At 53.6% G+C, this 19,891-nt stretch carries 33 protein-coding genes; all 33 read left to right on the plus strand.

Annotated elements, in window-relative coordinates:
* The first annotated feature begins 20 nt into the window (after window positions 1–20).
* The 33 genes from rpsL to KO536_RS18500 all read left to right on the plus strand — a co-directional run bounded on the left by rpsL (window position 21) and on the right by KO536_RS18500 (window position 19,829).
* Complete coding sequence (gene rpsL, locus KO536_RS18340; protein WP_002555494.1) at window positions 21–392, plus strand: 30S ribosomal protein S12; 372 nt, start codon at window positions 21–23, stop codon at window positions 390–392.
* Window positions 393–515: 123 nt separating this feature from the next.
* Window positions 516–986: a 30S ribosomal protein S7 gene (rpsG, locus tag KO536_RS18345; protein WP_019824369.1), complete on the plus strand. Its 471-nt coding sequence runs from the start codon at window positions 516–518 to the stop codon at window positions 984–986.
* Window positions 987–1,016: 30 nt separating this feature from the next.
* Window positions 1,017–3,122: an elongation factor G gene (gene fusA, locus KO536_RS18350; RefSeq protein WP_019824367.1), complete on the plus strand. Its 2,106-nt coding sequence runs from the start codon at window positions 1,017–1,019 to the stop codon at window positions 3,120–3,122.
* A 35-nt stretch (window positions 3,123–3,157) separates the two neighbouring features.
* Window positions 3,158–4,351 carry an elongation factor Tu gene (gene tuf / locus KO536_RS18355; protein WP_003444379.1) on the plus strand — a complete coding sequence of 398 codons (1,194 nt, stop codon included), beginning with the start codon at window positions 3,158–3,160 and terminating at the stop codon, window positions 4,349–4,351.
* Between the two features lie 142 nt (window positions 4,352–4,493).
* Window positions 4,494–4,805, plus strand: a complete 312-nt coding sequence (rpsJ, locus tag KO536_RS18360) for a 30S ribosomal protein S10 (RefSeq protein ID WP_003186070.1) — start codon at window positions 4,494–4,496, stop codon at window positions 4,803–4,805.
* A gap of 81 nt (window positions 4,806–4,886) precedes the next feature.
* Entirely contained in the window at window positions 4,887–5,522 is a 636-nt protein-coding gene (rplC, locus tag KO536_RS18365) for a 50S ribosomal protein L3 (protein ID WP_003444377.1), read from the plus strand.
* 12 nt (window positions 5,523–5,534) lie between these two features.
* Window positions 5,535–6,137 (plus strand): 50S ribosomal protein L4, encoded by a 603-nt coding sequence (gene rplD / locus KO536_RS18370; protein WP_003444376.1) that lies wholly within the window; start codon window positions 5,535–5,537, stop codon window positions 6,135–6,137.
* On the plus strand, window positions 6,134–6,433 hold the full coding sequence (gene rplW, locus KO536_RS18375; RefSeq protein ID WP_003444375.1) for a 50S ribosomal protein L23: 300 nt from the start codon (window positions 6,134–6,136) through the stop codon (window positions 6,431–6,433). Before rplD ends, rplW begins: the two co-directional genes overlap by 4 nt.
* 14 nt (window positions 6,434–6,447) lie before the next feature.
* Complete coding sequence (gene rplB, locus KO536_RS18380; protein WP_019824364.1) at window positions 6,448–7,272, plus strand: 50S ribosomal protein L2; 825 nt, start codon at window positions 6,448–6,450, stop codon at window positions 7,270–7,272.
* 16 nt (window positions 7,273–7,288) lie between these two features.
* Window positions 7,289–7,564, plus strand: coding sequence for a 30S ribosomal protein S19 (gene rpsS, locus KO536_RS18385; protein WP_003232420.1), 276 nt, complete (start codon window positions 7,289–7,291; stop codon window positions 7,562–7,564).
* Window positions 7,565–7,577: 13 nt separating this feature from the next.
* Entirely contained in the window at window positions 7,578–7,910 is a 333-nt protein-coding gene (rplV, locus tag KO536_RS18390; protein ID WP_003444373.1) for a 50S ribosomal protein L22, read from the plus strand.
* A gap of 13 nt (window positions 7,911–7,923) precedes the next feature.
* Window positions 7,924–8,610 (plus strand): 30S ribosomal protein S3, encoded by a 687-nt coding sequence (gene rpsC, locus KO536_RS18395; protein ID WP_003176422.1) that lies wholly within the window; start codon window positions 7,924–7,926, stop codon window positions 8,608–8,610.
* Window positions 8,611–8,622: 12 nt separating this feature from the next.
* Entirely contained in the window at window positions 8,623–9,036 is a 414-nt protein-coding gene (rplP, locus tag KO536_RS18400) for a 50S ribosomal protein L16 (RefSeq protein ID WP_016779178.1), read from the plus strand.
* The gene (rpmC, locus tag KO536_RS18405) at window positions 9,036–9,227 is read left to right on the plus strand and encodes a 50S ribosomal protein L29 (protein WP_003444371.1); all 192 of its coding nucleotides are present in this window, start codon (window positions 9,036–9,038) and stop codon (window positions 9,225–9,227) included. Before rplP ends, rpmC begins: the two co-directional genes overlap by 1 nt.
* A 2-nt stretch (window positions 9,228–9,229) precedes the next feature.
* A complete protein-coding gene (gene rpsQ, locus KO536_RS18410; RefSeq protein WP_003194644.1) occupies window positions 9,230–9,496 on the plus strand; it encodes a 30S ribosomal protein S17 in 267 nt (88 codons plus the stop codon).
* A 23-nt stretch (window positions 9,497–9,519) separates the two neighbouring features.
* Window positions 9,520–9,888: a 50S ribosomal protein L14 gene (gene rplN, locus KO536_RS18415; RefSeq protein ID WP_002555479.1), complete on the plus strand. Its 369-nt coding sequence runs from the start codon at window positions 9,520–9,522 to the stop codon at window positions 9,886–9,888.
* Between the two features lie 11 nt (window positions 9,889–9,899).
* Window positions 9,900–10,214: a 50S ribosomal protein L24 gene (rplX, locus tag KO536_RS18420; protein ID WP_133077080.1), complete on the plus strand. Its 315-nt coding sequence runs from the start codon at window positions 9,900–9,902 to the stop codon at window positions 10,212–10,214.
* 22 nt (window positions 10,215–10,236) lie between these two features.
* Complete coding sequence (rplE, locus tag KO536_RS18425) at window positions 10,237–10,776, plus strand: 50S ribosomal protein L5 (RefSeq protein WP_003444368.1); 540 nt, start codon at window positions 10,237–10,239, stop codon at window positions 10,774–10,776.
* A 13-nt stretch (window positions 10,777–10,789) separates the two neighbouring features.
* Window positions 10,790–11,095, plus strand: a complete 306-nt coding sequence (gene rpsN, locus KO536_RS18430) for a 30S ribosomal protein S14 (protein ID WP_019409906.1) — start codon at window positions 10,790–10,792, stop codon at window positions 11,093–11,095.
* 212 nt (window positions 11,096–11,307) lie between these two features.
* Window positions 11,308–11,700: a 30S ribosomal protein S8 gene (rpsH, locus tag KO536_RS18435; RefSeq protein ID WP_003444366.1), complete on the plus strand. Its 393-nt coding sequence runs from the start codon at window positions 11,308–11,310 to the stop codon at window positions 11,698–11,700.
* Window positions 11,701–11,712: 12 nt separating this feature from the next.
* Entirely contained in the window at window positions 11,713–12,246 is a 534-nt protein-coding gene (gene rplF, locus KO536_RS18440; protein WP_003444365.1) for a 50S ribosomal protein L6, read from the plus strand.
* Window positions 12,247–12,256: 10 nt separating this feature from the next.
* On the plus strand, window positions 12,257–12,607 hold the full coding sequence (gene rplR, locus KO536_RS18445) for a 50S ribosomal protein L18 (RefSeq protein WP_003444364.1): 351 nt from the start codon (window positions 12,257–12,259) through the stop codon (window positions 12,605–12,607).
* 3 nt (window positions 12,608–12,610) lie between these two features.
* Window positions 12,611–13,111: a 30S ribosomal protein S5 gene (gene rpsE, locus KO536_RS18450; protein ID WP_003186035.1), complete on the plus strand. Its 501-nt coding sequence runs from the start codon at window positions 12,611–12,613 to the stop codon at window positions 13,109–13,111.
* 2 nt (window positions 13,112–13,113) lie between these two features.
* Window positions 13,114–13,290, plus strand: a complete 177-nt coding sequence (gene rpmD / locus KO536_RS18455; protein WP_003444363.1) for a 50S ribosomal protein L30 — start codon at window positions 13,114–13,116, stop codon at window positions 13,288–13,290.
* 3 nt (window positions 13,291–13,293) lie between these two features.
* A complete protein-coding gene (gene rplO, locus KO536_RS18460; RefSeq protein WP_003444362.1) occupies window positions 13,294–13,731 on the plus strand; it encodes a 50S ribosomal protein L15 in 438 nt (145 codons plus the stop codon).
* On the plus strand, window positions 13,732–15,060 hold the full coding sequence (gene secY / locus KO536_RS18465; RefSeq protein ID WP_019409908.1) for a preprotein translocase subunit SecY: 1,329 nt from the start codon (window positions 13,732–13,734) through the stop codon (window positions 15,058–15,060).
* Window positions 15,061–15,092: 32 nt separating this feature from the next.
* The gene (gene rpmJ / locus KO536_RS18470) at window positions 15,093–15,209 is read left to right on the plus strand and encodes a 50S ribosomal protein L36 (RefSeq protein WP_002555468.1); all 117 of its coding nucleotides are present in this window, start codon (window positions 15,093–15,095) and stop codon (window positions 15,207–15,209) included.
* A 129-nt stretch (window positions 15,210–15,338) separates the two neighbouring features.
* Complete coding sequence (gene rpsM, locus KO536_RS18475; RefSeq protein WP_016779184.1) at window positions 15,339–15,695, plus strand: 30S ribosomal protein S13; 357 nt, start codon at window positions 15,339–15,341, stop codon at window positions 15,693–15,695.
* 30 nt (window positions 15,696–15,725) lie between these two features.
* A complete protein-coding gene (gene rpsK, locus KO536_RS18480; protein WP_007924177.1) occupies window positions 15,726–16,115 on the plus strand; it encodes a 30S ribosomal protein S11 in 390 nt (129 codons plus the stop codon).
* An 18-nt stretch (window positions 16,116–16,133) separates the two neighbouring features.
* Window positions 16,134–16,754 carry a 30S ribosomal protein S4 gene (rpsD, locus tag KO536_RS18485; protein ID WP_003444359.1) on the plus strand — a complete coding sequence of 207 codons (621 nt, stop codon included), beginning with the start codon at window positions 16,134–16,136 and terminating at the stop codon, window positions 16,752–16,754.
* A gap of 22 nt (window positions 16,755–16,776) precedes the next feature.
* Window positions 16,777–17,778 carry a DNA-directed RNA polymerase subunit alpha gene (locus KO536_RS18490; RefSeq protein ID WP_003176403.1) on the plus strand — a complete coding sequence of 334 codons (1,002 nt, stop codon included), beginning with the start codon at window positions 16,777–16,779 and terminating at the stop codon, window positions 17,776–17,778.
* Between the two features lie 42 nt (window positions 17,779–17,820).
* A complete protein-coding gene (gene rplQ / locus KO536_RS18495; RefSeq protein WP_003444357.1) occupies window positions 17,821–18,207 on the plus strand; it encodes a 50S ribosomal protein L17 in 387 nt (128 codons plus the stop codon).
* A 173-nt stretch (window positions 18,208–18,380) separates the two neighbouring features.
* Complete coding sequence (locus tag KO536_RS18500; protein ID WP_133077079.1) at window positions 18,381–19,829, plus strand: catalase; 1,449 nt, start codon at window positions 18,381–18,383, stop codon at window positions 19,827–19,829.
* Window positions 19,830–19,891 lie beyond the last annotated feature (62 nt).

The following is a 19,891-nucleotide window of genomic DNA, read 5'->3' on the forward strand; positions in this document are numbered from 1 at the left end:
GACAACAGTGGAGCTAGTAGATGGCAACTATCAACCAGCTGGTACGTCAGCCGCGTAAGCGTATCGTCGAGAAATCCGACGTGCCTGCGCTGCAAAACTGCCCGCAACGTCGTGGCGTATGCACCCGTGTGTATACAACTACGCCGAAAAAACCTAACTCGGCACTGCGTAAAGTATGCCGTGTGCGCCTGACCAACGGTTTCGAGGTTTCCTCGTACATCGGTGGTGAAGGTCACAACCTGCAAGAACACAGCGTGGTACTGATTCGTGGCGGTCGTGTAAAAGACTTGCCAGGTGTTCGTTATCACACCGTTCGCGGCTCTTTGGATACTTCCGGCGTTAAAGGTCGTAACCAAGGTCGTTCGAAGTACGGTACCAAGAAGCCGAAGTAGTATTCGGTTGCTGGTAAAAAATGCAGATTTCTTTTTTTCTGAGTCGATAAGAGTAAGGTCGGACGTGCATCTTTTGGATGTAATGGTTCCGAGCTAACCTGAAGACCGTTTGAGGGCTTATCCATGCCAAGAAGACGCGTAGCAGCCAAGCGCGATGTGCTTGACGATCCAAAATACGGAAGCCAAATCCTGGCCAAGTTCATGAACCACGTGATGGAAAGCGGCAAAAAAGCCGTTGCCGAGCGTATCGTTTATGGCGCGCTGGAAAAGGTTAAAGAACGCAAGAACAGCGATCCCCTGGAAATCTTCGAGAAAGCTCTCGACGCCATCGCTCCGCTGGTCGAAGTGAAGTCGCGCCGTGTAGGCGGTGCTACTTACCAGGTTCCGGTCGAAGTTCGCCCGTCCCGTCGTAACGCCCTGGCAATGCGCTGGTTGGTAGACTTCGCCCGTAAGCGCGGCGAGAAGTCTATGGCTCTGCGTTTGGCTGGCGAACTGTTGGACGCAGCTGAAGGTAAAGGTGCTGCTGTTAAGAAGCGTGAAGACGTGCACCGTATGGCCGAAGCTAACAAAGCTTTCTCGCACTACCGCTTCTAAATTCAGCTTCACTAATTTTGCGAGGGCTTTATGGCTCGTACTACTCCGATTAGTCGCTACCGTAACATCGGTATCGTCGCTCACGTGGATGCTGGTAAAACCACTACCACCGAGCGCGTACTGTTTTACACTGGCAAAAGTCACAAAATGGGCGAGGTGCATGATGGCGCCGCGACCACAGACTGGATGGTTCAGGAGCAGGAGCGTGGTATTACCATTACTTCTGCTGCTATCACCGCCTTCTGGAAAGGTTCTGCCAAGCAGTACAAGGACGAGCATCGCTTCAACGTAATCGATACCCCGGGCCACGTTGACTTCACTATTGAAGTTGAGCGTTCCCTGCGCGTACTCGACGGCGCTGTCGTTGTGTTCTGTGGTACCTCGGGTGTTGAGCCTCAGTCGGAAACCGTATGGCGTCAAGCCAACAAATACGGCGTTCCACGTCTTGTTTACGTAAACAAGATGGACCGTGCTGGCGCCAACTTCCTGCGCGTTATTGAGCAGATCAAGAAGCGTCTGGGCCACACTCCGGTTCCAATCCAGCTGGCTATCGGTTCTGAAGACAACTTCCAGGGTCAGATTGATCTGATCAACATGGAAGCTGTGTACTGGAACGATGCTGACAAGGGTATGGTTCCTGTTCGCAAAGAAATTCCAGCTGAGCTGAAAGATCTTGCTGACGAATGGCGCGACAACATGGTTCAGGCTGCGGCCGAGGCCAATGAAGAGCTGATGAACAAGTACCTCGAAGGTGAAGAATTCACCATCGCGGAAATTAAGGCTGCTCTGCGTCAGCGTACTATCGCTGGTGAGATCGTCTTGGCTGTTTGCGGTTCTTCCTTCAAGAACAAGGGTGTTCCCCTGGTTCTCGACGCCGTTATCGACTTCCTGCCTGCTCCGACTGATATTCCTGCCATCAAGGGTACTGACCCTGATGACGAGAGCATCGAGCTGGAGCGTCATGCTGACGACAGCGAGCCGTTCTCGGCTCTGGCGTTCAAGATCGCTACCGACCCATTCGTGGGTACCTTGACCTTCGTCCGTGTTTACTCGGGCGTGTTGAACTCCGGCGATGGCGTGATCAACTCGGTTAAAGGCAAGAAAGAGCGTGTGGGTCGTATGGTGCAAATGCACGCAAACGCCCGTGAAGAAATCAAGGAAGTACGCGCTGGTGACATCGCGGCCTTGATCGGCATGAAGGACGTCACCACTGGTGAGACTTTGTGCAACGCTGACAAGCCAATCATTCTGGTTCGCATGGACTTCCCGGAGCCGGTTATTTCGGTTGCCGTAGAGCCTAAGACCAAGGATGACCAGGAAAAAATGGGTGTTGCACTGGGCAAGCTTGCTCAGGAAGATCCATCTTTCCGCGTTAAAACTGATGAAGAGACTGGTCAGACGATCATCTCGGGCATGGGCGAGCTGCACTTGGACATCCTGGTTGATCGGATGCGCCGTGAGTTCAACGTCGAAGCCAACATCGGTAAGCCTCAGGTTTCGTATCGTGAGCGCATCACGAAGAACTGTGAGATCGAAGGCAAGTTCGTTCGTCAGTCCGGCGGTCGTGGCCAGTTTGGTCACTGCTGGATCCGTTTTGCACCTGCTGACGAAGGTCAGGAAGGTCTGCAGTTCGTGAACGAAGTGGTAGGTGGTGTGGTTCCTAAGGAATACATCCCGGCTATCCAGAAGGGCATCGAAGAGCAGATGAAGAACGGTGTTGTTGCCGGCTATCCGCTGATCGGCCTGAAGGCTACCGTGTTTGATGGTTCTTACCACGACGTCGACTCCAACGAGATGGCGTTTAAGGTGGCTGCTTCCATGGCGACCAAGCAACTGGCTACCAAAGGTGGTGGTGAGCTGCTTGAGCCGATCATGGCGGTAGAGGTTGTTACACCTGAAGACTATATGGGTGACGTGATGGGCGACTTGAATCGTCGTCGCGGCATGATCCAGGGTATGGAAGATACGGTTTCCGGCAAAGTTATTCGTGCCGAGGTTCCGTTGGGTGAAATGTTCGGTTATGCGACCGACGTTCGTTCCATGTCTCAGGGTCGCGCAAGCTACTCTATGGAATTCAAAAAATACGATACAGCTCCGGCGCACATCGTCGAAACTGTTACTAAAAAACAAGGCTGATTTAGTTCAGTCCTTTAGGCAAGGAGTTAATTGTCGTGGCTAAAGAAAAATTTGATCGTTCCCTACCGCACGTCAACGTTGGCACTATCGGTCACGTTGACCATGGTAAAACCACGCTGACTGCAGCTCTGACTCGTGTTTGCTCCGAGATTTTCGGTTCGGCAATCGTTGACTTCGATAAAATCGACAGCGCGCCAGAAGAAAAAGCTCGTGGTATCACCATCAACACTGCGCACGTTGAATACAACTCGCTGATCCGTCACTACGCTCACGTTGACTGCCCAGGTCACGCTGACTATGTGAAGAACATGATCACCGGTGCTGCTCAGATGGACGGCGCTATCCTGGTTTGTTCGGCCGCTGATGGTCCGATGCCGCAAACCCGTGAGCACATCCTGCTGTCCCGTCAGGTTGGCGTTCCGTACATCGTGGTTTTCCTGAACAAGGCTGACCTGGTAGACGACGCTGAGCTGCTGGAACTGGTTGAGATGGAAGTGCGCGATCTGCTGAGCACTTACGACTTCCCAGGCGACGACACTCCGATCATCATCGGTTCTGCTCGTATGGCTCTGGAAGGCAAAGACGACAACGAAATGGGCACCACTGCCGTTCGTAAACTGGTTGAAACTCTGGATACTTACATTCCGGACCCAGTTCGTGTTATCGACAAGCCGTTCCTGATGCCAATCGAAGACGTATTCTCGATCTCTGGTCGCGGTACTGTTGTAACTGGTCGTATCGAGCGCGGTATCGTTCGCGTTCAAGATCCGCTGGAAATCGTTGGTCTGCGTGACACTACTGTTACCACCTGCACCGGCGTTGAAATGTTCCGTAAGCTGCTTGACGAAGGTCGTGCTGGCGAGAACTGCGGCGTGCTGCTGCGCGGCACCAAGCGTGACGACGTAGAGCGTGGCCAGGTTCTGGTTAAGCCGGGTTCGGTTAAGCCGCACACTACCTTCGAAGCTGAAGTGTACGTGTTGAGCAAAGAAGAAGGCGGCCGTCACACTCCGTTCTTCAAAGGCTACCGTCCACAGTTCTACTTCCGGACCACTGACGTGACCGGTAACTGCGAACTGCCGGAAGGCGTTGAAATGGTAATGCCAGGCGACAACATCAAAATGGTTGTCACCCTGATCAAAACCATCGCAATGGAAGACGGTCTGCGTTTCGCAATCCGTGAAGGCGGTCGTACCGTCGGCGCTGGCGTAGTAGCCAAAATCATTGCTTAAGCTTTGATTGCCTGAAAAAGCCCCCGCTCAGCGGGGGCTTTTTTTATTGAGTTGACACCCAGTTGGGCCATCTATAGAATTGCGCCTCCTTTAAACGGGCGTATTGCGCTCGGTGGGAATAGCAATCGGAGTCTGAAATCCAATGCAAAATCAGCAAATCCGTATCAGGTTGAAGGCTTTTGACCATCGCCTGATCGACCAATCAACCCAGGAAATCGTGGAAACCGCGAAACGTACTGGTGCTCAAGTGCGTGGTCCAATTCCACTGCCTACCCGTAAAGAGCGGTTCACCGTTCTGGTCTCCCCGCACGTCAACAAAGACGCGCGTGACCAGTATGAGATCCGTACTCATAAGCGCGTTCTGGACATCGTCCAGCCAACGGATAAAACCGTTGATGCACTTATGAAGCTTGATCTTGCGGCCGGTGTGGAAGTGCAGATCAGCCTCGGCTAAGACTTGGGTCTTAGTCGTGTAACGCTCTGAAATGGGCGGCCATAGCGGGTGAAAGCCCCGTACACTCATGAGGTTTACAACATGACTATTGGTGTAGTCGGTCGTAAATGCGGTATGACCCGTATTTTCACCGAAGAAGGTGTCTCCATTCCGGTTACGGTCATTGAGATCGAGCCGAATCGCGTCACCCAGTTCAAAACTGAAGAAACCGATGGCTATCGTGCAGTGCAAGTCACTGTCGGCGAGCGTCGCGCTTCGCGTGTAACTGCTGCTCAAGCGGGTCACTTCGCTAAAGCAAACGTTGCAGCTGGTCGTACCGTAATGGAATTCCGTCTTGAAGAAGGCGAGTACCAAGCAGGCGATCTGATCAACGCTGAAATCTTCACCGCAGGTCAGATGGTCGATGTGACCGGTCAGTCCAAAGGTAAAGGCTTCCAGGGTACGATCAAGCGTTGGAATTTCCGTGGCCAAGATAACACTCACGGTAACTCCGTTTCCCACCGCGTCCCGGGCTCTATTGGCCAGTGCCAGACTCCTGGTCGTGTATTCAAGGGCAAAAAAATGTCCGGTCATATGGGCGCTGAGCGCGTGACCGTGCAGTCCCTCGAAGTAGTGCGCGTCGACGCTGAACGCAATCTGTTGTTGGTCAAGGGTGCTGTTCCTGGCGCTACTGGCGGCAACCTGGTTGTACGTCCGGCGGCCAAGGCTCGCGGTTAAGGGGAAGCTGACATGCAATTAAATGTAAATGATGCTCAAGCGATCGAAGTTTCCGAACTGACGTTTGGCGGCGAGTTCAACGAGACGCTGGTTCACCAGGCAGTCGTGGCCTACATGGCTGGCGGTCGTCAAGGTAGCAAGCAGCAAAAGACCCGTTCCGACGTTCGTGGTGGCGGTAAGCGCCCTTGGCGTCAGAAAGGTACTGGCCGTGCTCGTGCCGGTACTATCCGTAGCCCAATCTGGCGTGGCGGTGGTACTACTTTCGCAGCTCGTCCACAAGATCACTCTCAGAAGCTCAACAAGAAGATGTATCGCGCAGCAATGCGTTCCATCCTTGCTGAACTGGTTCGTACTGATCGTCTGATCGTGGTTCAGGACTTCGCAGTTGAAGCGCCGAAAACCAAAGATCTGCTGAACAAACTGAATGGCATGGGTCTGACAGACGTCCTGATCGTGTCTGAAGTTGTTGATCAGAACCTGTACCTGGCTGCTCGTAACCTGCCACACGTTGATGTACGTGACGTGCAAGGTTCCGACCCAGTTAGTCTGATCGCATACGACAAGGTGTTGATCACCGTGTCGGCCGTGAAGAAATTCGAGGAGCTGCTGGGATGAACCAGGAACGCGTATTTAAAGTTCTGCTTGGCCCGCACGTTTCCGAGAAGGCTACGGTTCTGGCAGACAAGAAAGGCCAGTTCGTTTTCAAGGTTGCTACTGATGCAACCAAGCTGGAAATCAAGAAGGCCGTCGAAAGCCTGTTCAGCGTGAAAGTTGAGCGTGTTACTACCCTGAATGTTCTGGGTAAGAGCAAGCGCACCGCTCGCGGCGTGGGCAAGCGTAATGACTGGAAGAAGGCAGTAATCTCCCTTCAGCCAGGCCAAGATCTCGATTTCAGCAGCAGTGCTGAGTAAGGAAGGGGTGCATCATGGCAATCGTTAAATGCAAACCGACTTCCCCTGGCCGCCGTCATGTGGTCAAGGTGGTCAACCAGGAGCTGCATAAAGGCGCTCCTCACGCACCGCTGCTCGAGAAGAAATCGAAGACTGGTGGTCGTAACAACAATGGCCGTATTACCACGCGTCACATCGGTGGTGGTCATAAGCAGCATTATCGTTTGGTCGACTTCCGTCGCAACGACAAAGATGGCATTCCAGCCACTGTTGAGCGTATCGAATACGATCCAAACCGTACTGCTCACATTGCTCTTATGTTGTACGCAGACGGCGAACGCCGTTACATCATCGCCCCTAAAGGCGTGAGCGCTGGCGACCAGCTGATTTCGGGTGCTTTGGCTCCGATCAAGCCAGGCAACCAGTTGCAACTGCGCAGCATTCCAGTTGGTAGCACCGTACACGGCATCGAATTGAAGCCGGGCAAAGGCGCACAAATCGCTCGTTCCGCTGGTGCTTCGGCTCAGCTGGTCGCTCGTGATGGTGTCTACGTGACCCTGCGTCTGCGTTCCGGTGAAATGCGTAAAGTATTGGCTGAATGCCGTGCAACGCTTGGCGAAGTCTCGAACTCCGAGCACAGCCTGCGTTCGCTGGGTAAAGCTGGTGCCAAACGCTGGCGTGGCGTTCGCCCAACCGTTCGTGGTGTTGCCATGAACCCGGTTGACCACCCACATGGTGGTGGTGAAGGTCGTACCTCTGGTGGTCGTCATCCGGTATCGCCATGGGGCTTCCCGACTAAGGGCGCGAAGACTCGTGGTAATAAGCGTACCGACAAAATGATCGTCCGTCGTCGCAAGTAAATAGAGGGATACGACAGTGCCACGTTCTCTGAAAAAAGGTCCTTTTATTGATCTTCACCTACTGAAGAAGATCGAAGTGGCGGCGGAAAAGAACGATCGCAAACCGGTGAAAACCTGGTCGCGTCGTTCGATGATCCTGCCACAAATGGTCGGTTTGACCATCGCTGTGCATAACGGTCGTCTTCATGTCCCAGTTCTTGTGAACGAAGACATGGTTGGCCATAAACTAGGCGAGTTTGCCGGTACCCGCACTTATCGTGGGCACGTGGCAGACAAGAAAGCCAAGCGTTAAGGGGTAAGGAACGATGGAAGTAGCCGCTAAGTTGTCGGGCGCTCGAATCTCCGCCCAGAAAGCCCGCTTGGTCGCCGACCAGATCCGCGGGAAGAAGGTGGGCGAAGCGCTCAACCTGTTGGCTTTCAGCAACAAGAAAGCCGCCGAGATCATCAAGAAAGTGCTGGAGTCGGCCGTAGCCAACGCCGAGCATAACGAAGGCGCAGACGTTGACGACCTTAAAGTCGCCACCGTTTTCGTCAACGAAGGGCGTTCGCTGAAGCGCATCATGCCGCGTGCCAAAGGCCGCGCTGATCGCATCGTCAAGCGGTCTTGCCATATCACTGTCAAGGTTGCTGACAAGTAACGGAGTCGAAGAGATGGGTCAGAAAGTACATCCCATTGGCATTCGCCTGGGAATCGTCAAGGAGCACACCTCCGTCTGGTACGCAGACGGCCGGACTTATGCGGACTACTTGTTCGCTGATCTGAAGGTGCGTGAATACCTCCAAGACAAACTAAAAAGCGCGTCCGTAAGCCGTATCGATATCCATCGTCCGGCCCAAACTGCACGTATCACCATCCACACCGCTCGTCCAGGTATCGTTATCGGGAAGAAAGGTGAAGATGTTGAGAAACTGCGTCAGGACCTGACCAAGCAAATGGGTGTGCCTGTGCACATCAATATCGAAGAGATCCGCAAGCCGGAACTCGACGGTATGCTGGTTGCGCAGAGCGTAGCTCAGCAGCTGGAGCGTCGTGTAATGTTCCGTCGCGCGATGAAACGCGCTGTACAGAACGCTATGCGCATTGGTGCCAAAGGCATCAAAATCCAAGTGAGCGGTCGTCTCGGCGGTGCTGAAATCGCACGTACTGAATGGTATCGCGAAGGTCGTGTGCCATTGCACACCCTGCGTGCCGACATCGACTATGCCAACTACGAAGCTCACACCACTTACGGTGTGATCGGTGTAAAGGTTTGGATCTTCAAAGGCGAAGTAATTGGTGGTCGCCAAGAAGAGCTGAAGCCACAAGCACCAGCGCCTCGTAAAAAAGCTGCTAAGTAAGGGGTACGCCAAATGTTACAACCTAAGCGTACGAAGTTCCGCAAGCAAATGACTGGCCACAACCGTGGCTTGGCATTGCGCGGTAGCAAAGTCAGCTTCGGCGAATATGCGCTGAAGTCTGTTGCTCGTGGTCGTCTCACCGCTCGTCAGATCGAATCAGCGCGTCGTGCACTGACCCGTCACGTTAAGCGTGGCGGTAAGATCTGGATCCGTGTATTCCCGGACAAGCCTATTTCCAAAAAGCCCCTCGAAGTTCGTATGGGTAAAGGTAAGGGTAACGTGGAATATTGGGTTGCCCAGATTCAGCCAGGCAAAGTCCTGTATGAAATCGAGGGTGTTACTGAAGAGCTGGCGCGTGAGGCTTTCGCCCTGGCTGCTGCAAAGCTGCCGCTCGCCACCTCCTTTGTTAAACGGACGGTGATGTGATGAAAGCGAATGAACTTCGTGAAAAATCCGCACAGCAGCTGAACGAGCAACTGCTCGGCTTGCTGCGCGACCAGTTCAATCTGCGTATGCAGAAAGCAACTGGCCAGTTGGGGCAGTCGCATCTGCTCTCGCAAGTTAAGCGTGACATCGCTCGCGTGAAGACTGTGCTCAAACAGCAGGCAGGTAAGTAATCATGGCTGAAGCCGAAAAGACTGTCCGTACGCTGACTGGCCGTGTTGTCAGCGACAAGATGGACAAAACCATCACCGTTTTGATCGAGCGTCGCGTTAAGCACCCGATCTACGGTAAATACGTTAAGCGTTCGACTAAGCTGCACGCGCACGACGAAACCAATCAGTGCCACATCGGCGACAAAGTCACTATTCGTGAAACTCGTCCGATGGCCAAGACCAAGTCTTGGGCACTGGTTGATGTTCTCGAACGCGCTGTGGAAGTCTAAGGACTAGGGGTCGGAGAAATTATATGATTCAGACTCAATCCATGCTCGATGTGGCCGATAACAGCGGCGCACGCCGCGTTATGTGCATCAAGGTGCTGGGTGGCTCCCATCGTCGTTACGCTGGTATCGGTGACATCATCAAAGTTACCGTGAAGGAAGCAATTCCTCGCGGTAAAGTGAAAAAAGGCCAAGTGATGACTGCTGTTGTAGTCCGCACTCGTCACGGCGTACGTCGTGCTGATGGCTCCATTATCCGCTTTGATGGCAACGCTGCTGTTCTTCTGAACAACAAGCAAGAGCCGATCGGCACCCGTATCTTTGGGCCAGTGACCCGTGAACTTCGTACTGAGAAGTTCATGAAGATCGTCTCGCTCGCCCCAGAAGTGCTGTAAGGAGATCCGACATGCAAAAGATTCGTCGTGACGACGAGATCATCGTGATCGCCGGCAAAGACAAAGGTAAGCGCGGTAAGGTGCTTAAGGTTCTCGCTAACAACCGTCTGGTTATTGGCGGTCTGAACCTGGTTAAGCGTCATACCAAGCCTAACCCGATGTCGGGCGTACAAGGCGGTATCGTCGAGAAAGAAGCTCCACTGGACGCTTCTAACGTGGCCATCTTCAACAGCGAAACCAGCAAAGCAGATCGCGTTGGTTTTAAAGTAGAAGACGGCAAAAAAATTCGTGTCTTCAAGTCGACCCAAAAAGCGGTTGATGCTTGAACACTGCTAGGTAGATGAGACCATGGCACGACTAAAAGAGATTTACCGGAAGGAAATCGCTCCGAAACTTAAGGAAGAACTTAAGCTTTCGAACGTGATGGAAGTTCCGCGCGTTACCAAAATCACCCTGAACATGGGTTTGGGCGAAGCGATCGGTGATAAGAAAATCATCGAGCACGCTGTAGCTGATTTGGAAAAAATCACGGGTCAAAAATGTGTAGTGACCTACGCTCGCAAGTCCATCGCAGGCTTTAAAGTTCGCGAAGGCTGGCCGATCGGCGTTAAGGTTACTCTGCGCCGTGAGCGTATGTATGAATTCCTGGATCGTCTGCTGTCGATCTCCCTGCCTCGGGTTCGCGACTTCCGCGGCCTGAATGCCAAGTCCTTCGATGGTCGTGGTAACTACAGCATGGGCGTTAAAGAGCAGATCATCTTCCCGGAAATCGACTACGACAAAATCGATGCCCTCCGCGGTCTGGACATTACCCTGACCACCACTGCTCGAACGGATGATGAAGGTCGCGCATTGCTGCGTGCATTCAAATTCCCGTTCCGCAACTGATTGGAGTAGGACCATGGCTAAGATGAGCATGAAAAACCGCGAGCTGAAACGTCAGCTTACGGTTGCCAAGTTCGCCAAGAAGCGTGCTGAGCTGAAAGCTATCATCGTTGATCTGAACGCAAGTCCAGAAGCACGTTGGGAAGCTCAAGTTGCTCTGCAGAAGCAGCCACGTGACGCAAGCGCTGCGCGCATGCGTAACCGCTGCCGCCTCACTGGTCGTCCGCATGGTGTTTACCGCAAGTTCGGCCTTGGCCGTAACAAATTGCGTGAAGCAGCAATGCGCGGTGACGTACCAGGTCTGGTTAAAGCCAGCTGGTAAGGCGTACAGGCAAAGTTACCCCTGTCAGGGTCGTAAGATCCTGACAGCCGGTGACCTTGAATATGAATCAAGCCCCTATTGGGGCTTGATTCATTTCTGGCGTGTGTCTAGAATGACCGGCTCGCCTGAGCCCGTGCTTTTTAAGCATTGAGTCACTCGGCGACAGTTGTAGCCGCAAGGCTAATTCTTTTTGTATCAGGAGCGTCTAGCCCATGAGTATGCAGGACCCGTTAGCGGACATGCTAACTCGAATCCGTAATGCCCAGATGGCTGAAAAGTCCGTCGTAAGCATGCCATCTTCCACGTTGAAGGTAGCTGTAGCCAAAGTTCTTAAAGACGAAGGTTACATCGCGGATTATCAGATCAGCAGCGAAATCAAACCACTGCTGTCTATCGAGCTGAAATACTTCGAAGGCCGTTCGGTTATCGAAGAAGTTAAGCGCGTTAGCCGTCCAGGCCTGCGTCAGTACAAGTCCTCCGAAGATCTGCCGAAAGTTCGTGGCGGTCTAGGTGTGTCTATCGTCTCCACCAGCAAAGGTGTGATGACGGATCGTGCTGCGCGCGCTGCCGGTGTCGGCGGCGAAGTTCTTTGCACTGTGTTCTAAGGGGGGATAAGCATGTCACGCGTCGCTAAGAACCCCGTTAAGCTGCCAGCTGGTGTCGAAGTAAAATTCGCCGGCCAACAGCTTTCGGTGAAGGGTGCCAAGGGCACTCTAGAACTGAACATCCATTCGTCCGTTGAGATTGTTGAAGAAGCTGGTGAGCTGCGTTTCGCTGCTCGCAATGGCGATCAACAAACTCGCGCAATGGCTGGTACCACTCGTGCGTTGGTAAACAACATGGTCCAAGGCGTAAGCCAAGGCTTCGAGCGTAAGCTCCAGCTGGTCGGTGTTGGTTACAAAGCGCAAGCAAAAGGCACAGTGCTGAACCTGGCTCTTGGCTTCTCGCACCCAGTGGATTACGAATTGCCGGAAGGCATCACCGCTGAGACTCCTAGCCAAACCGATATCCTGATCCGGGGTATTGATAAGCAGCTGGTAGGTCAGGTGGCCGCTGAGATCCGCGGTTTCCGTCCGCCAGAGCCTTATAAAGGCAAGGGTGTACGTTACGCGGACGAAGTCGTCCGTCGTAAAGAAGCCAAGAAGAAGTAGGGCATAGCAAATGACCGACAAAAAAGTTACTCGACTGCGTCGCGCTCGCAAAGCACGTCTGAAAATGCACGAACTAGAAGTCGTGCGTCTCTGCGTGTTCCGCTCGTCTCAGCATATATACGCCCAGGTCATCTCGGCCGACGGCAGCAAAGTCCTGGCAAGCGCCTCGACTTTGGACAAAGAACTGCGTGATGCTGCCACTGGCAACATCGACGCGGCCACAAAGGTTGGCCAGCTGGTCGCTACGCGTGCAAAAGCCGCTGGCGTCTCGCAGGTGGCTTTCGACCGCTCTGGCTTCAAGTACCACGGCCGCGTGAAAGCGCTGGCTGAGGCTGCTCGTGAAGCTGGGCTGGAGTTCTAAGTTATGTCAAATAACGACCAAAAGCGCGACGAAGGCTACATTGAGAAGCTGGTTCAAGTTAACCGCGTAGCCAAAACCGTTAAAGGCGGCCGTATCTTCACTTTCACCGCGTTGACCGTGGTTGGTGATGGTAAAGGGCGCGTTGGCTTCGGCCGTGGCAAGTCACGTGAAGTGCCTGCTGCGATCCAGAAGGCAATGGAAGCTGCTCGCCGCAACATGATTCAAGTGGACCTGAACGGCACCACTCTGCAGTACGCCATGAAATCCGCCCACGGCGCTTCCAAGGTTTACATGCAGCCTGCTTCTGAAGGTACCGGTATCATCGCTGGCGGCGCTATGCGTGCTGTCCTCGAAGTTGCTGGTGTTCAGAACGTACTGGCCAAGTGCTACGGCTCGACTAACCCGGTAAACGTGGTTCACGCCACTTTTAAAGGTTTGAAAGCTATGCAGTCTCCTGAATCTATTGCCGCCAAGCGTGGCAAAAGCGTCAAGGAGATCTTCTGATCATGGCTACCGTTAAAGTAACGCTGATCAAAAGCATGACCGGCCGTATCCCTAATCACAAACTGTGCATTAAGGGTCTGGGTCTGCGTCGCATCGGTCACACTGTAGAAGTACTTGATACTCCCGAGAATCGCGGGATGATCAACAAGGCTTACTACATGCTGCGTGTAGAGGGTTAATCGATGAAACTCAATGATCTGAGTCCAGCGCCGGGTTCCCGTCGCGAAAAGCATCGTCCGGGCCGTGGTATCGGTAGCGGTTTGGGCAAGACTGGTGGCCGTGGTCACAAAGGTCAGTCCTCCCGTTCCGGTGGCACAATTGCTCCAGGCTTTGAAGGCGGTCAACAGCCGCTGCATCGCCGTCTGCCTAAGTTCGGTTTCGTTTCCCTGAAAGCCATGGATCGCGCAGAAGTGCGTTTGTCCGAGCTGGCTAAAGTGGAAGGCGACATCGTTACTGTGCAGACCCTGAAAGATGCCAACGTGATCAACGTCAACGTGCTGCGTGTGAAAATCATGCTGTCCGGTGAAGTTACTCGCGCTGTCACAATCGGCAAGGGAATCGGCGCCACCAAAGGTGCGCGTTCGGCTATCGAAGCAGCTGGCGGCAAGTTCGAGGAATAAATGGCTAAGCAAGGTGCTCTCTCAGCGCTCAGCAAAGGCGGGTTATCCGAGCTCTGGGCTCGACTGCGTTTTCTATTCCTGGCGATTATCGTCTACCGAATAGGCGCACACATCCCAGTTCCTGGTATCAACCCGGACCGGCTGGCGGACCTGTTTCGACAGAATGAGGGGACCATACTTAGCTTGTTCAACATGTTTTCCGGCGGCGCGCTGGAGCGGATGAGTATTTTTGCGCTGGGGATCATGCCGTACATTTCGGCATCGATCATCATGCAGCTTATGTCCGCTGTCAGCCCGCAACTGGAGCAGTTGAAGAAGGAAGGTGAAGCTGGTCGTCGCAAGATAAGCCAGTACACCCGCTACCTCACTGTCGTTCTTGCTCTCGTCCAGGCTATTGGCATGTCCATTGGCTTGGCGGGGCAGGGCGTAGCGTTCACTGGTGACCTAGGCTTCCATTTCGTTGCAATAACCACTTTTGTGGCGGGTGCAATGTTCATGATGTGGCTGGGTGAGCAGATTACTGAGCGTGGTGTTGGCAACGGTATCTCGATGTTGATTTTTTCGGGTATCGTCGCCGGTCTTCCGAGAGCAATAGGGCAGTCTTTCGAGTCTGCGCGTCAGGGCGATATCAATATTTTCGCTTTGGTTGCTATCGGTTTGCTGGCAGTAGCGATTATCGGTTTCGTGGTGTTCATTGAGCGTGGTCAGCGTCGTATTGCTGTTCATTACGCCAAGCGTCAGCAGGGCCGTAAGGTTTTTGCTGCGCAGACTAGCCACCTACCGCTGAAAGTGAATATGGCTGGTGTTATTCCGGCTATTTTTGCGAGCAGCATTTTGCTGTTCCCGGCTTCGCTGGGTGCCTGGTTCGGTCAGTCTGAAGGTATGGGCTGGTTGCAGGACATCTCGCAGTCGATCGCTCCTGGTCAGCCGTTGAATATTCTGCTGTTTAGTGCAGGGATTATTTTCTTCTGCTTCTTCTATACGGCGTTGATGTTCAATCCGAAAGACGTAGCGGAAAACCTGAAGAAGTCCGGTGCCTTTATTCCGGGTATCCGTCCAGGCGAGCAGTCGGCACGCTATATTGATGGCGTTTTGACTCGTTTGACTCTGTTCGGTGCTCTTTATATGACGGCCGTGTGCCTGTTGCCCCAGTTCCTGGTGGTTGCGGCAAACGTTCCGTTCTACCTTGGCGGGACCTCGTTGCTGATCGTGGTCGTGGTTGTTATGGACTTCATGTCCCAAGTACAATCGCACCTCGTTTCGCACCAGTACGAATCCCTGATGAAGAAAGCCAACCTGAAGGGCTACGGCAGCGGCATGCTCCGCTGAAGTACTACCCCGTAAGGTGAGAGGAGTTGGTGATGAAAGTTCGTGCATCGGTGAAAAAGCTGTGCCGTAACTGCAAGATTATTCGCCGCGAAGGTGTTGTTCGGGTAATTTGCAGCGCGGAACCACGTCACAAACAGCGCCAAGGCTGAGTGTGATCTGTTTGAAGCCCAGCAGCTAGTGCGCTGCTGGGTTGATTATTTGTTATTACAGCGATATTATCTCGCGCCCTATTTCTTGGCTTCCGGGGCGTAGGTAGCTGTCAATTGGAGTCCCACTGAATGGCCCGTATTGCAGGCGTTAACATTCCAGATAACAAGCACACTGTTATCTCGCTGACCTACATCTATGGTGTTGGTCGCACTACCTCACAGAAAATCTGTGCGGATGCTGGTGTAAACCCAGCCGCTAAGATCAAGGATCTGAGCGACGAGCAGATTGAGTTGCTGCGTGGCGAAGTGGCGAAGTTCACCACTGAAGGTGACCTGCGTCGTGAAGTCAACATGAAAATCAAACGCTTGATGGACTTGGGCTGCTACCGCGGTCTGCGCCATCGTCGTGGTCTTCCAGTACGCGGTCAGCGTACCAAGACCAACGCGCGTACTCGCAAAGGTCCGCGTAAGCCGATCCGCAAGTAATCGCACCAGCGAATCGACAGGAATTTAGTCATGGCAAAACCTGCTGCTCGTCCTCGTAAGAAAATTAAAAAGACAGTGGTTGATGGCATCGCCCACATCCACGCGTCTTTCAACAACACCATCGTGACCATCACCGACCGTCAGGGTAACGCGCTTTCTTGGGCTACCTCCGGTGGTTCGGGTTTCCGCGGTTCTCGCAAGTCCACCCCGTTCGCTGCTCAAGTAGCTGCTGAACGTGCTGGTCAAGCTGCGCTGGAATATGGCCTGAAAAACCTTGACGTTAACGTTAAGGGCCCAGGTCCAGGTCGTGAGTCCGCTGTCCGTGCTTTGAACGGCTGTGGCTATAAGATCGCCAGCATCACCGACGTGACGCCTATCCCGCACAACGGGTGCCGTCCGCCGAAGAAGCGCCGCGTGTAATCCAGGAGACTGTAAAGAATGGCTCGTTACATTGGTCCAAAATGCAAACTGGCACGTCGTGAAGGCACCGATCTCTTCCTGAAGAGTGGTGTGCGCGCTATCGAATCGAAGTGCAATATTGAAGCTGCTCCAGGCATCCACGGCCAACGCCGCGGTCGCCAATCCGACTACGGTACCCAACTGCGTGAAAAGCAGAAGGTCCGTCGTATCTACGGCGTTCTCGAGCGTCAGTTCAGCGGCTACTACAAACAAGCTGCTGGCAAGAAAGGTGCAACCGGTGAAAACCTGCTGCAACTGCTCGAATGCCGCCTGGATAACGTCGTATACCGTATGGGTTTCGGTTCTACTCGTGCCGAATCTCGTCAGTTGGTATCGCACAAGTCGATCAGCGTTAACGGTCAGACCGTAAACGTTCCGTCCTACCAGGTTCGTGCTGGTGACGTGGTCGCTATCCGCGAGAAAGCAAAGAACCAGCTTCGCATTGTCCAAGCTCTCGATCTGTGTGCCCAACGTGGCCGCGTAGAATGGGTAGAAGTAGACACTGAGAAGAAGTCGGGCGTTTTCAAGAACGTTCCTGCTCGCAGTGATCTGTCCGCCGACATCAACGAAAGCCTGATTGTCGAGCTCTACTCCAAGTAAGGGCTAGAAAATAGGTGCATCCATGCAGATTTCGGTAAATGAGTTCCTGACACCTCGCCATATTGATGTGCAAGTTGTCAGTCCAACCCGCGCTAAAATCACTCTCGAGCCTCTCGAGCGTGGTTTTGGCCACACCCTGGGCAACGCGCTGCGCCGCATCCTGTTGTCCTCAATGCCAGGCTGTGCAGTAGTCGAGGCCGAGATTGACGGTGTGCTCCACGAGTACAGCGCCATCGAAGGTGTACAGGAAGACGTAATTGAAATCCTGTTGAACCTTAAAGGTCTGGCTATCAAGCTGCACGGCCGTGACGAAGTTACGCTGACCTTGTCGAAGAAGGGTTCGGGGGTGGTTACCGCTGCCGATATTCAGCTGGATCATGATGTCGAGATCGTTAATCCCGATCACGTAATCGCCAACCTGGCGTCTAACGGCGCCTTGAACATGAAGCTCACCGTAGCTCGTGGTCGTGGTTATGAACCAGCAGACTCGCGTCAGAGCGATGAAGATGAAAGCCGCAGCATTGGTCGCTTGCAGCTTGACTCTTCGTTCAGCCCGGTTCGCCGTATCGCATACGTGGTGGAAAACGCCCGTGTCGAGCAGCGTACTAACCTGGACAAGCTGGTTATTGATCTGGAAACCAACGGTACACTGGATCCTGAAGAGGCCATTCGTCGTGCTGCAACCATCCTGCAACAGCAGTTGGCTGCATTCGTCGACCTCAAAGGTGACAGCGAACCAGTGGTAATCGAACAGGAAGACGAGATCGATCCGATCCTGCTTCGTCCGGTTGACGATCTGGAACTGACCGTGCGTTCGGCCAACTGCCTTAAGGCGGAGAACATTTACTACATCGGTGACCTGATTCAGCGCACCGAAGTAGAACTGTTGAAGACTCCGAACCTGGGCAAGAAATCCTTGACTGAAATCAAGGACGTTCTGGCCTCCCGTGGTCTGTCCCTCGGCATGCGCCTCGACAACTGGCCGCCTGCAAGTCTTAAGAAGGACGACAAGGCGACTGCCTGATCGTCGTAATCACCGAACGTTGTGTTTGGTAAGGAATGAACCATGCGTCATCGTAAAAGTGGTCGTCACCTGAGCCGCACTAGCTCCCACCGCAAGGCTATGTTTCAAAACATGGCAGTGTCGTTGTTTGAGCACGAGCTGATCAAAACGACTCTGCCGAAAGCCAAAGAATTGCGTCGCGTTGCTGAGCCGCTGATTACTCTGGCCAAGAATGATTGTCTGGCTAACCGCCGTCTGGCCTTCGACCGTACGCGTTCGAAAGCCATCGTTGGTAAGCTGTTCAACGATCTGGGCAAGCGTTATGCAACTCGTGAGGGTGGCTACCTGCGCATCCTCAAGTGCGGTTTCCGCGCTGGCGACAACGCGCCTATGGCGTACGTCGAGTTGGTTGATCGTCCAGTTGGCGGTGAAGCTGTATCCGCTGAGTAAGACGTCAGTCTCTACAAAGAACCGGGCCTAGTGCCCGGTTTTTTGTGCCTGTTAGATTAGTATTCTCTATTGATTCTGATCATTTAATGCATTTGCCCGTGAGTAGATCATGGTCAATACTCCTCCTCAGCCGATTAGCCGGCAGCACAAAGACTGACTGAGGAAGCAAACACATGAGCCAGACCAAAACGCTTACAACCGCCAGCGGCGCTCCAGTTGCTGATAACCAGAATTCTCGTTCTGCTGGCCCTCGCGGCCCTTTGCTACTCGACGATTTTCATCTGATCGAGAAGCTCGCTCACTTCAACCGGGAAAACATTCCGGAGCGTCGTGTGCACGCCAAGGGTTCAGGTGCACACGGCACCTTCACACTGACCCGTGACATGGCTCAGTACAGCAGTGCCAAGCTGTTCGACACCATCGGCAAGCAAACGCCCACTTTTCTGCGTTTTTCAACCGTAGGTGGCGAACGTGGCTCGGCCGATACCGAACGCGATCCTCGCGGCTTTGCGCTTAAGTTCTACACCGAGGAAGGTAACTGGGACATCGTGGGTAACAACACCCCCGTGTTCTTCATTCGTGATCCACTTAAGTTTCCTGATTTTATCCACACCCAAAAGCGTCTGCCGCAAAGCAACCTGAAAAGCGCGCAGATGATGTGGGATTTCTGGTCGCACTCGCCGGAGTCGCTGCACCAGGTCACCATCCTGTTCTCTGATCGTGGCATTCCCGATGGCTACCGTCACATGCACGGGTTTGGCAGTCATACCTACAGCCTGATCAATGCAGCGGGTGAGCGTCACTGGGTCAAATGGCACTACAAGACCAAGCAAGGTATCAAAAACCTGCCGCCTGCCGAGGCTGCACGACTTGCAGGTACTGACCCGGACTACGCACAGCGGGATTTGTTTGGTGCCATTGAGCGCGGTGATTTCCCGAAATGGCGTGTCTGCATGCAAATCATGACCGAAGCGCAAGCCGCCGCACACTACGAAAATCCGTTCGACGTGACCAAAACCTGGTCGCAGAAAGAGTTTCCATTGATTGAAATCGGTGAACTTGAGTTGAACCGTAATCCGCTCAACTACTTCGCAGAAGTCGAGCAAGCTGCGTTTGGTCCCAGCAACATGGTCCCAGGTGTCGGCTTGTCTCCGGATCGTATGCTCCAAGGTCGTGTGTTCGCTTATGCCGATGCCCATCGCTACCGTGTAGGCACCAACCATCAGCACCTGCCGATCAACGCACCACGGGTGCCTGTGCATAACTATCAGCGTGATGGCTCAATGGCTTTTGGCAATAATGGTGGTGCTGCGCCGAACTACGAGCCCAACAGCTACGCTGATGCGCCAAAACAAGCGCCGCAGTTCGCCGAGCCGCCTTTGGCCCTGAGTGGTGCGGCGGATCGTTACGATCATCGCGTTGACAGCGATTACTACAGTCACGCGGGTGCATTGTTCCGCCTGATGAATGACGAGCAGAAAGCCCTGCTCATCAATAACATCGCAGGGGCAATGGACGGGGTTTCGGCCGACGTCGTGGAGCGTCAGTTGCAACATTTCTACAATGCCGATCAGGCTTACGGTGACGGTGTCGCCAAAGCGCTGGGCGTAAAGGCTAAGTAAGTCTAAGTGAGAAGCAGAACCGCCCTCAATAGGGCGGTTTTTGCGTTATTTAGGTCTGTTTT

It is taken from the genome of Pseudomonas sp. NKUCC02_KPG, assembly GCF_019345465.1.
GTDB lineage: Bacteria > Pseudomonadota > Gammaproteobacteria > Pseudomonadales > Pseudomonadaceae > Aquipseudomonas.

What these genes read in the sequence shown, in the direction of transcription:
- rpsL (WP_002555494.1), top strand. Translation starts at nt 21, where the DNA reads ATGGCAACTATCAACCAGCTGGTACGTCAGCCGCGTAAGCGTATCGTC.
- rpsG (WP_019824369.1), top strand. Translation starts at nt 516, where the DNA reads ATGCCAAGAAGACGCGTAGCAGCCAAGCGCGATGTGCTTGACGATCCA.
- fusA (WP_019824367.1), top strand. Translation starts at nt 1,017, where the DNA reads ATGGCTCGTACTACTCCGATTAGTCGCTACCGTAACATCGGTATCGTC.
- rpsJ (WP_003186070.1), top strand. Translation starts at nt 4,494, where the DNA reads ATGCAAAATCAGCAAATCCGTATCAGGTTGAAGGCTTTTGACCATCGC.
- rplC (WP_003444377.1), top strand. Translation starts at nt 4,887, where the DNA reads ATGACTATTGGTGTAGTCGGTCGTAAATGCGGTATGACCCGTATTTTC.
- rplD (WP_003444376.1), top strand. Translation starts at nt 5,535, where the DNA reads ATGCAATTAAATGTAAATGATGCTCAAGCGATCGAAGTTTCCGAACTG.
- rplW (WP_003444375.1), top strand. Translation starts at nt 6,134, where the DNA reads ATGAACCAGGAACGCGTATTTAAAGTTCTGCTTGGCCCGCACGTTTCC.
- rplB (WP_019824364.1), top strand. Translation starts at nt 6,448, where the DNA reads ATGGCAATCGTTAAATGCAAACCGACTTCCCCTGGCCGCCGTCATGTG.
- rplV (WP_003444373.1), top strand. Translation starts at nt 7,578, where the DNA reads ATGGAAGTAGCCGCTAAGTTGTCGGGCGCTCGAATCTCCGCCCAGAAA.
- rpsC (WP_003176422.1), top strand. Translation starts at nt 7,924, where the DNA reads ATGGGTCAGAAAGTACATCCCATTGGCATTCGCCTGGGAATCGTCAAG.
- rplP (WP_016779178.1), top strand. Translation starts at nt 8,623, where the DNA reads ATGTTACAACCTAAGCGTACGAAGTTCCGCAAGCAAATGACTGGCCAC.
- rpmC (WP_003444371.1), top strand. Translation starts at nt 9,036, where the DNA reads ATGAAAGCGAATGAACTTCGTGAAAAATCCGCACAGCAGCTGAACGAG.
- rpsQ (WP_003194644.1), top strand. Translation starts at nt 9,230, where the DNA reads ATGGCTGAAGCCGAAAAGACTGTCCGTACGCTGACTGGCCGTGTTGTC.
- rplN (WP_002555479.1), top strand. Translation starts at nt 9,520, where the DNA reads ATGATTCAGACTCAATCCATGCTCGATGTGGCCGATAACAGCGGCGCA.
- rplX (WP_133077080.1), top strand. Translation starts at nt 9,900, where the DNA reads ATGCAAAAGATTCGTCGTGACGACGAGATCATCGTGATCGCCGGCAAA.
- rplE (WP_003444368.1), top strand. Translation starts at nt 10,237, where the DNA reads ATGGCACGACTAAAAGAGATTTACCGGAAGGAAATCGCTCCGAAACTT.
- rpsN (WP_019409906.1), top strand. Translation starts at nt 10,790, where the DNA reads ATGGCTAAGATGAGCATGAAAAACCGCGAGCTGAAACGTCAGCTTACG.
- rpsH (WP_003444366.1), top strand. Translation starts at nt 11,308, where the DNA reads ATGAGTATGCAGGACCCGTTAGCGGACATGCTAACTCGAATCCGTAAT.
- rplF (WP_003444365.1), top strand. Translation starts at nt 11,713, where the DNA reads ATGTCACGCGTCGCTAAGAACCCCGTTAAGCTGCCAGCTGGTGTCGAA.
- rplR (WP_003444364.1), top strand. Translation starts at nt 12,257, where the DNA reads ATGACCGACAAAAAAGTTACTCGACTGCGTCGCGCTCGCAAAGCACGT.
- rpsE (WP_003186035.1), top strand. Translation starts at nt 12,611, where the DNA reads ATGTCAAATAACGACCAAAAGCGCGACGAAGGCTACATTGAGAAGCTG.
- rpmD (WP_003444363.1), top strand. Translation starts at nt 13,114, where the DNA reads ATGGCTACCGTTAAAGTAACGCTGATCAAAAGCATGACCGGCCGTATC.
- rplO (WP_003444362.1), top strand. Translation starts at nt 13,294, where the DNA reads ATGAAACTCAATGATCTGAGTCCAGCGCCGGGTTCCCGTCGCGAAAAG.
- secY (WP_019409908.1), top strand. Translation starts at nt 13,732, where the DNA reads ATGGCTAAGCAAGGTGCTCTCTCAGCGCTCAGCAAAGGCGGGTTATCC.
- rpmJ (WP_002555468.1), top strand. Translation starts at nt 15,093, where the DNA reads ATGAAAGTTCGTGCATCGGTGAAAAAGCTGTGCCGTAACTGCAAGATT.
- rpsM (WP_016779184.1), top strand. Translation starts at nt 15,339, where the DNA reads ATGGCCCGTATTGCAGGCGTTAACATTCCAGATAACAAGCACACTGTT.
- rpsK (WP_007924177.1), top strand. Translation starts at nt 15,726, where the DNA reads ATGGCAAAACCTGCTGCTCGTCCTCGTAAGAAAATTAAAAAGACAGTG.
- rpsD (WP_003444359.1), top strand. Translation starts at nt 16,134, where the DNA reads ATGGCTCGTTACATTGGTCCAAAATGCAAACTGGCACGTCGTGAAGGC.
- KO536_RS18490 (WP_003176403.1), top strand. Translation starts at nt 16,777, where the DNA reads ATGCAGATTTCGGTAAATGAGTTCCTGACACCTCGCCATATTGATGTG.
- rplQ (WP_003444357.1), top strand. Translation starts at nt 17,821, where the DNA reads ATGCGTCATCGTAAAAGTGGTCGTCACCTGAGCCGCACTAGCTCCCAC.
- KO536_RS18500 (WP_133077079.1), top strand. Translation starts at nt 18,381, where the DNA reads ATGAGCCAGACCAAAACGCTTACAACCGCCAGCGGCGCTCCAGTTGCT.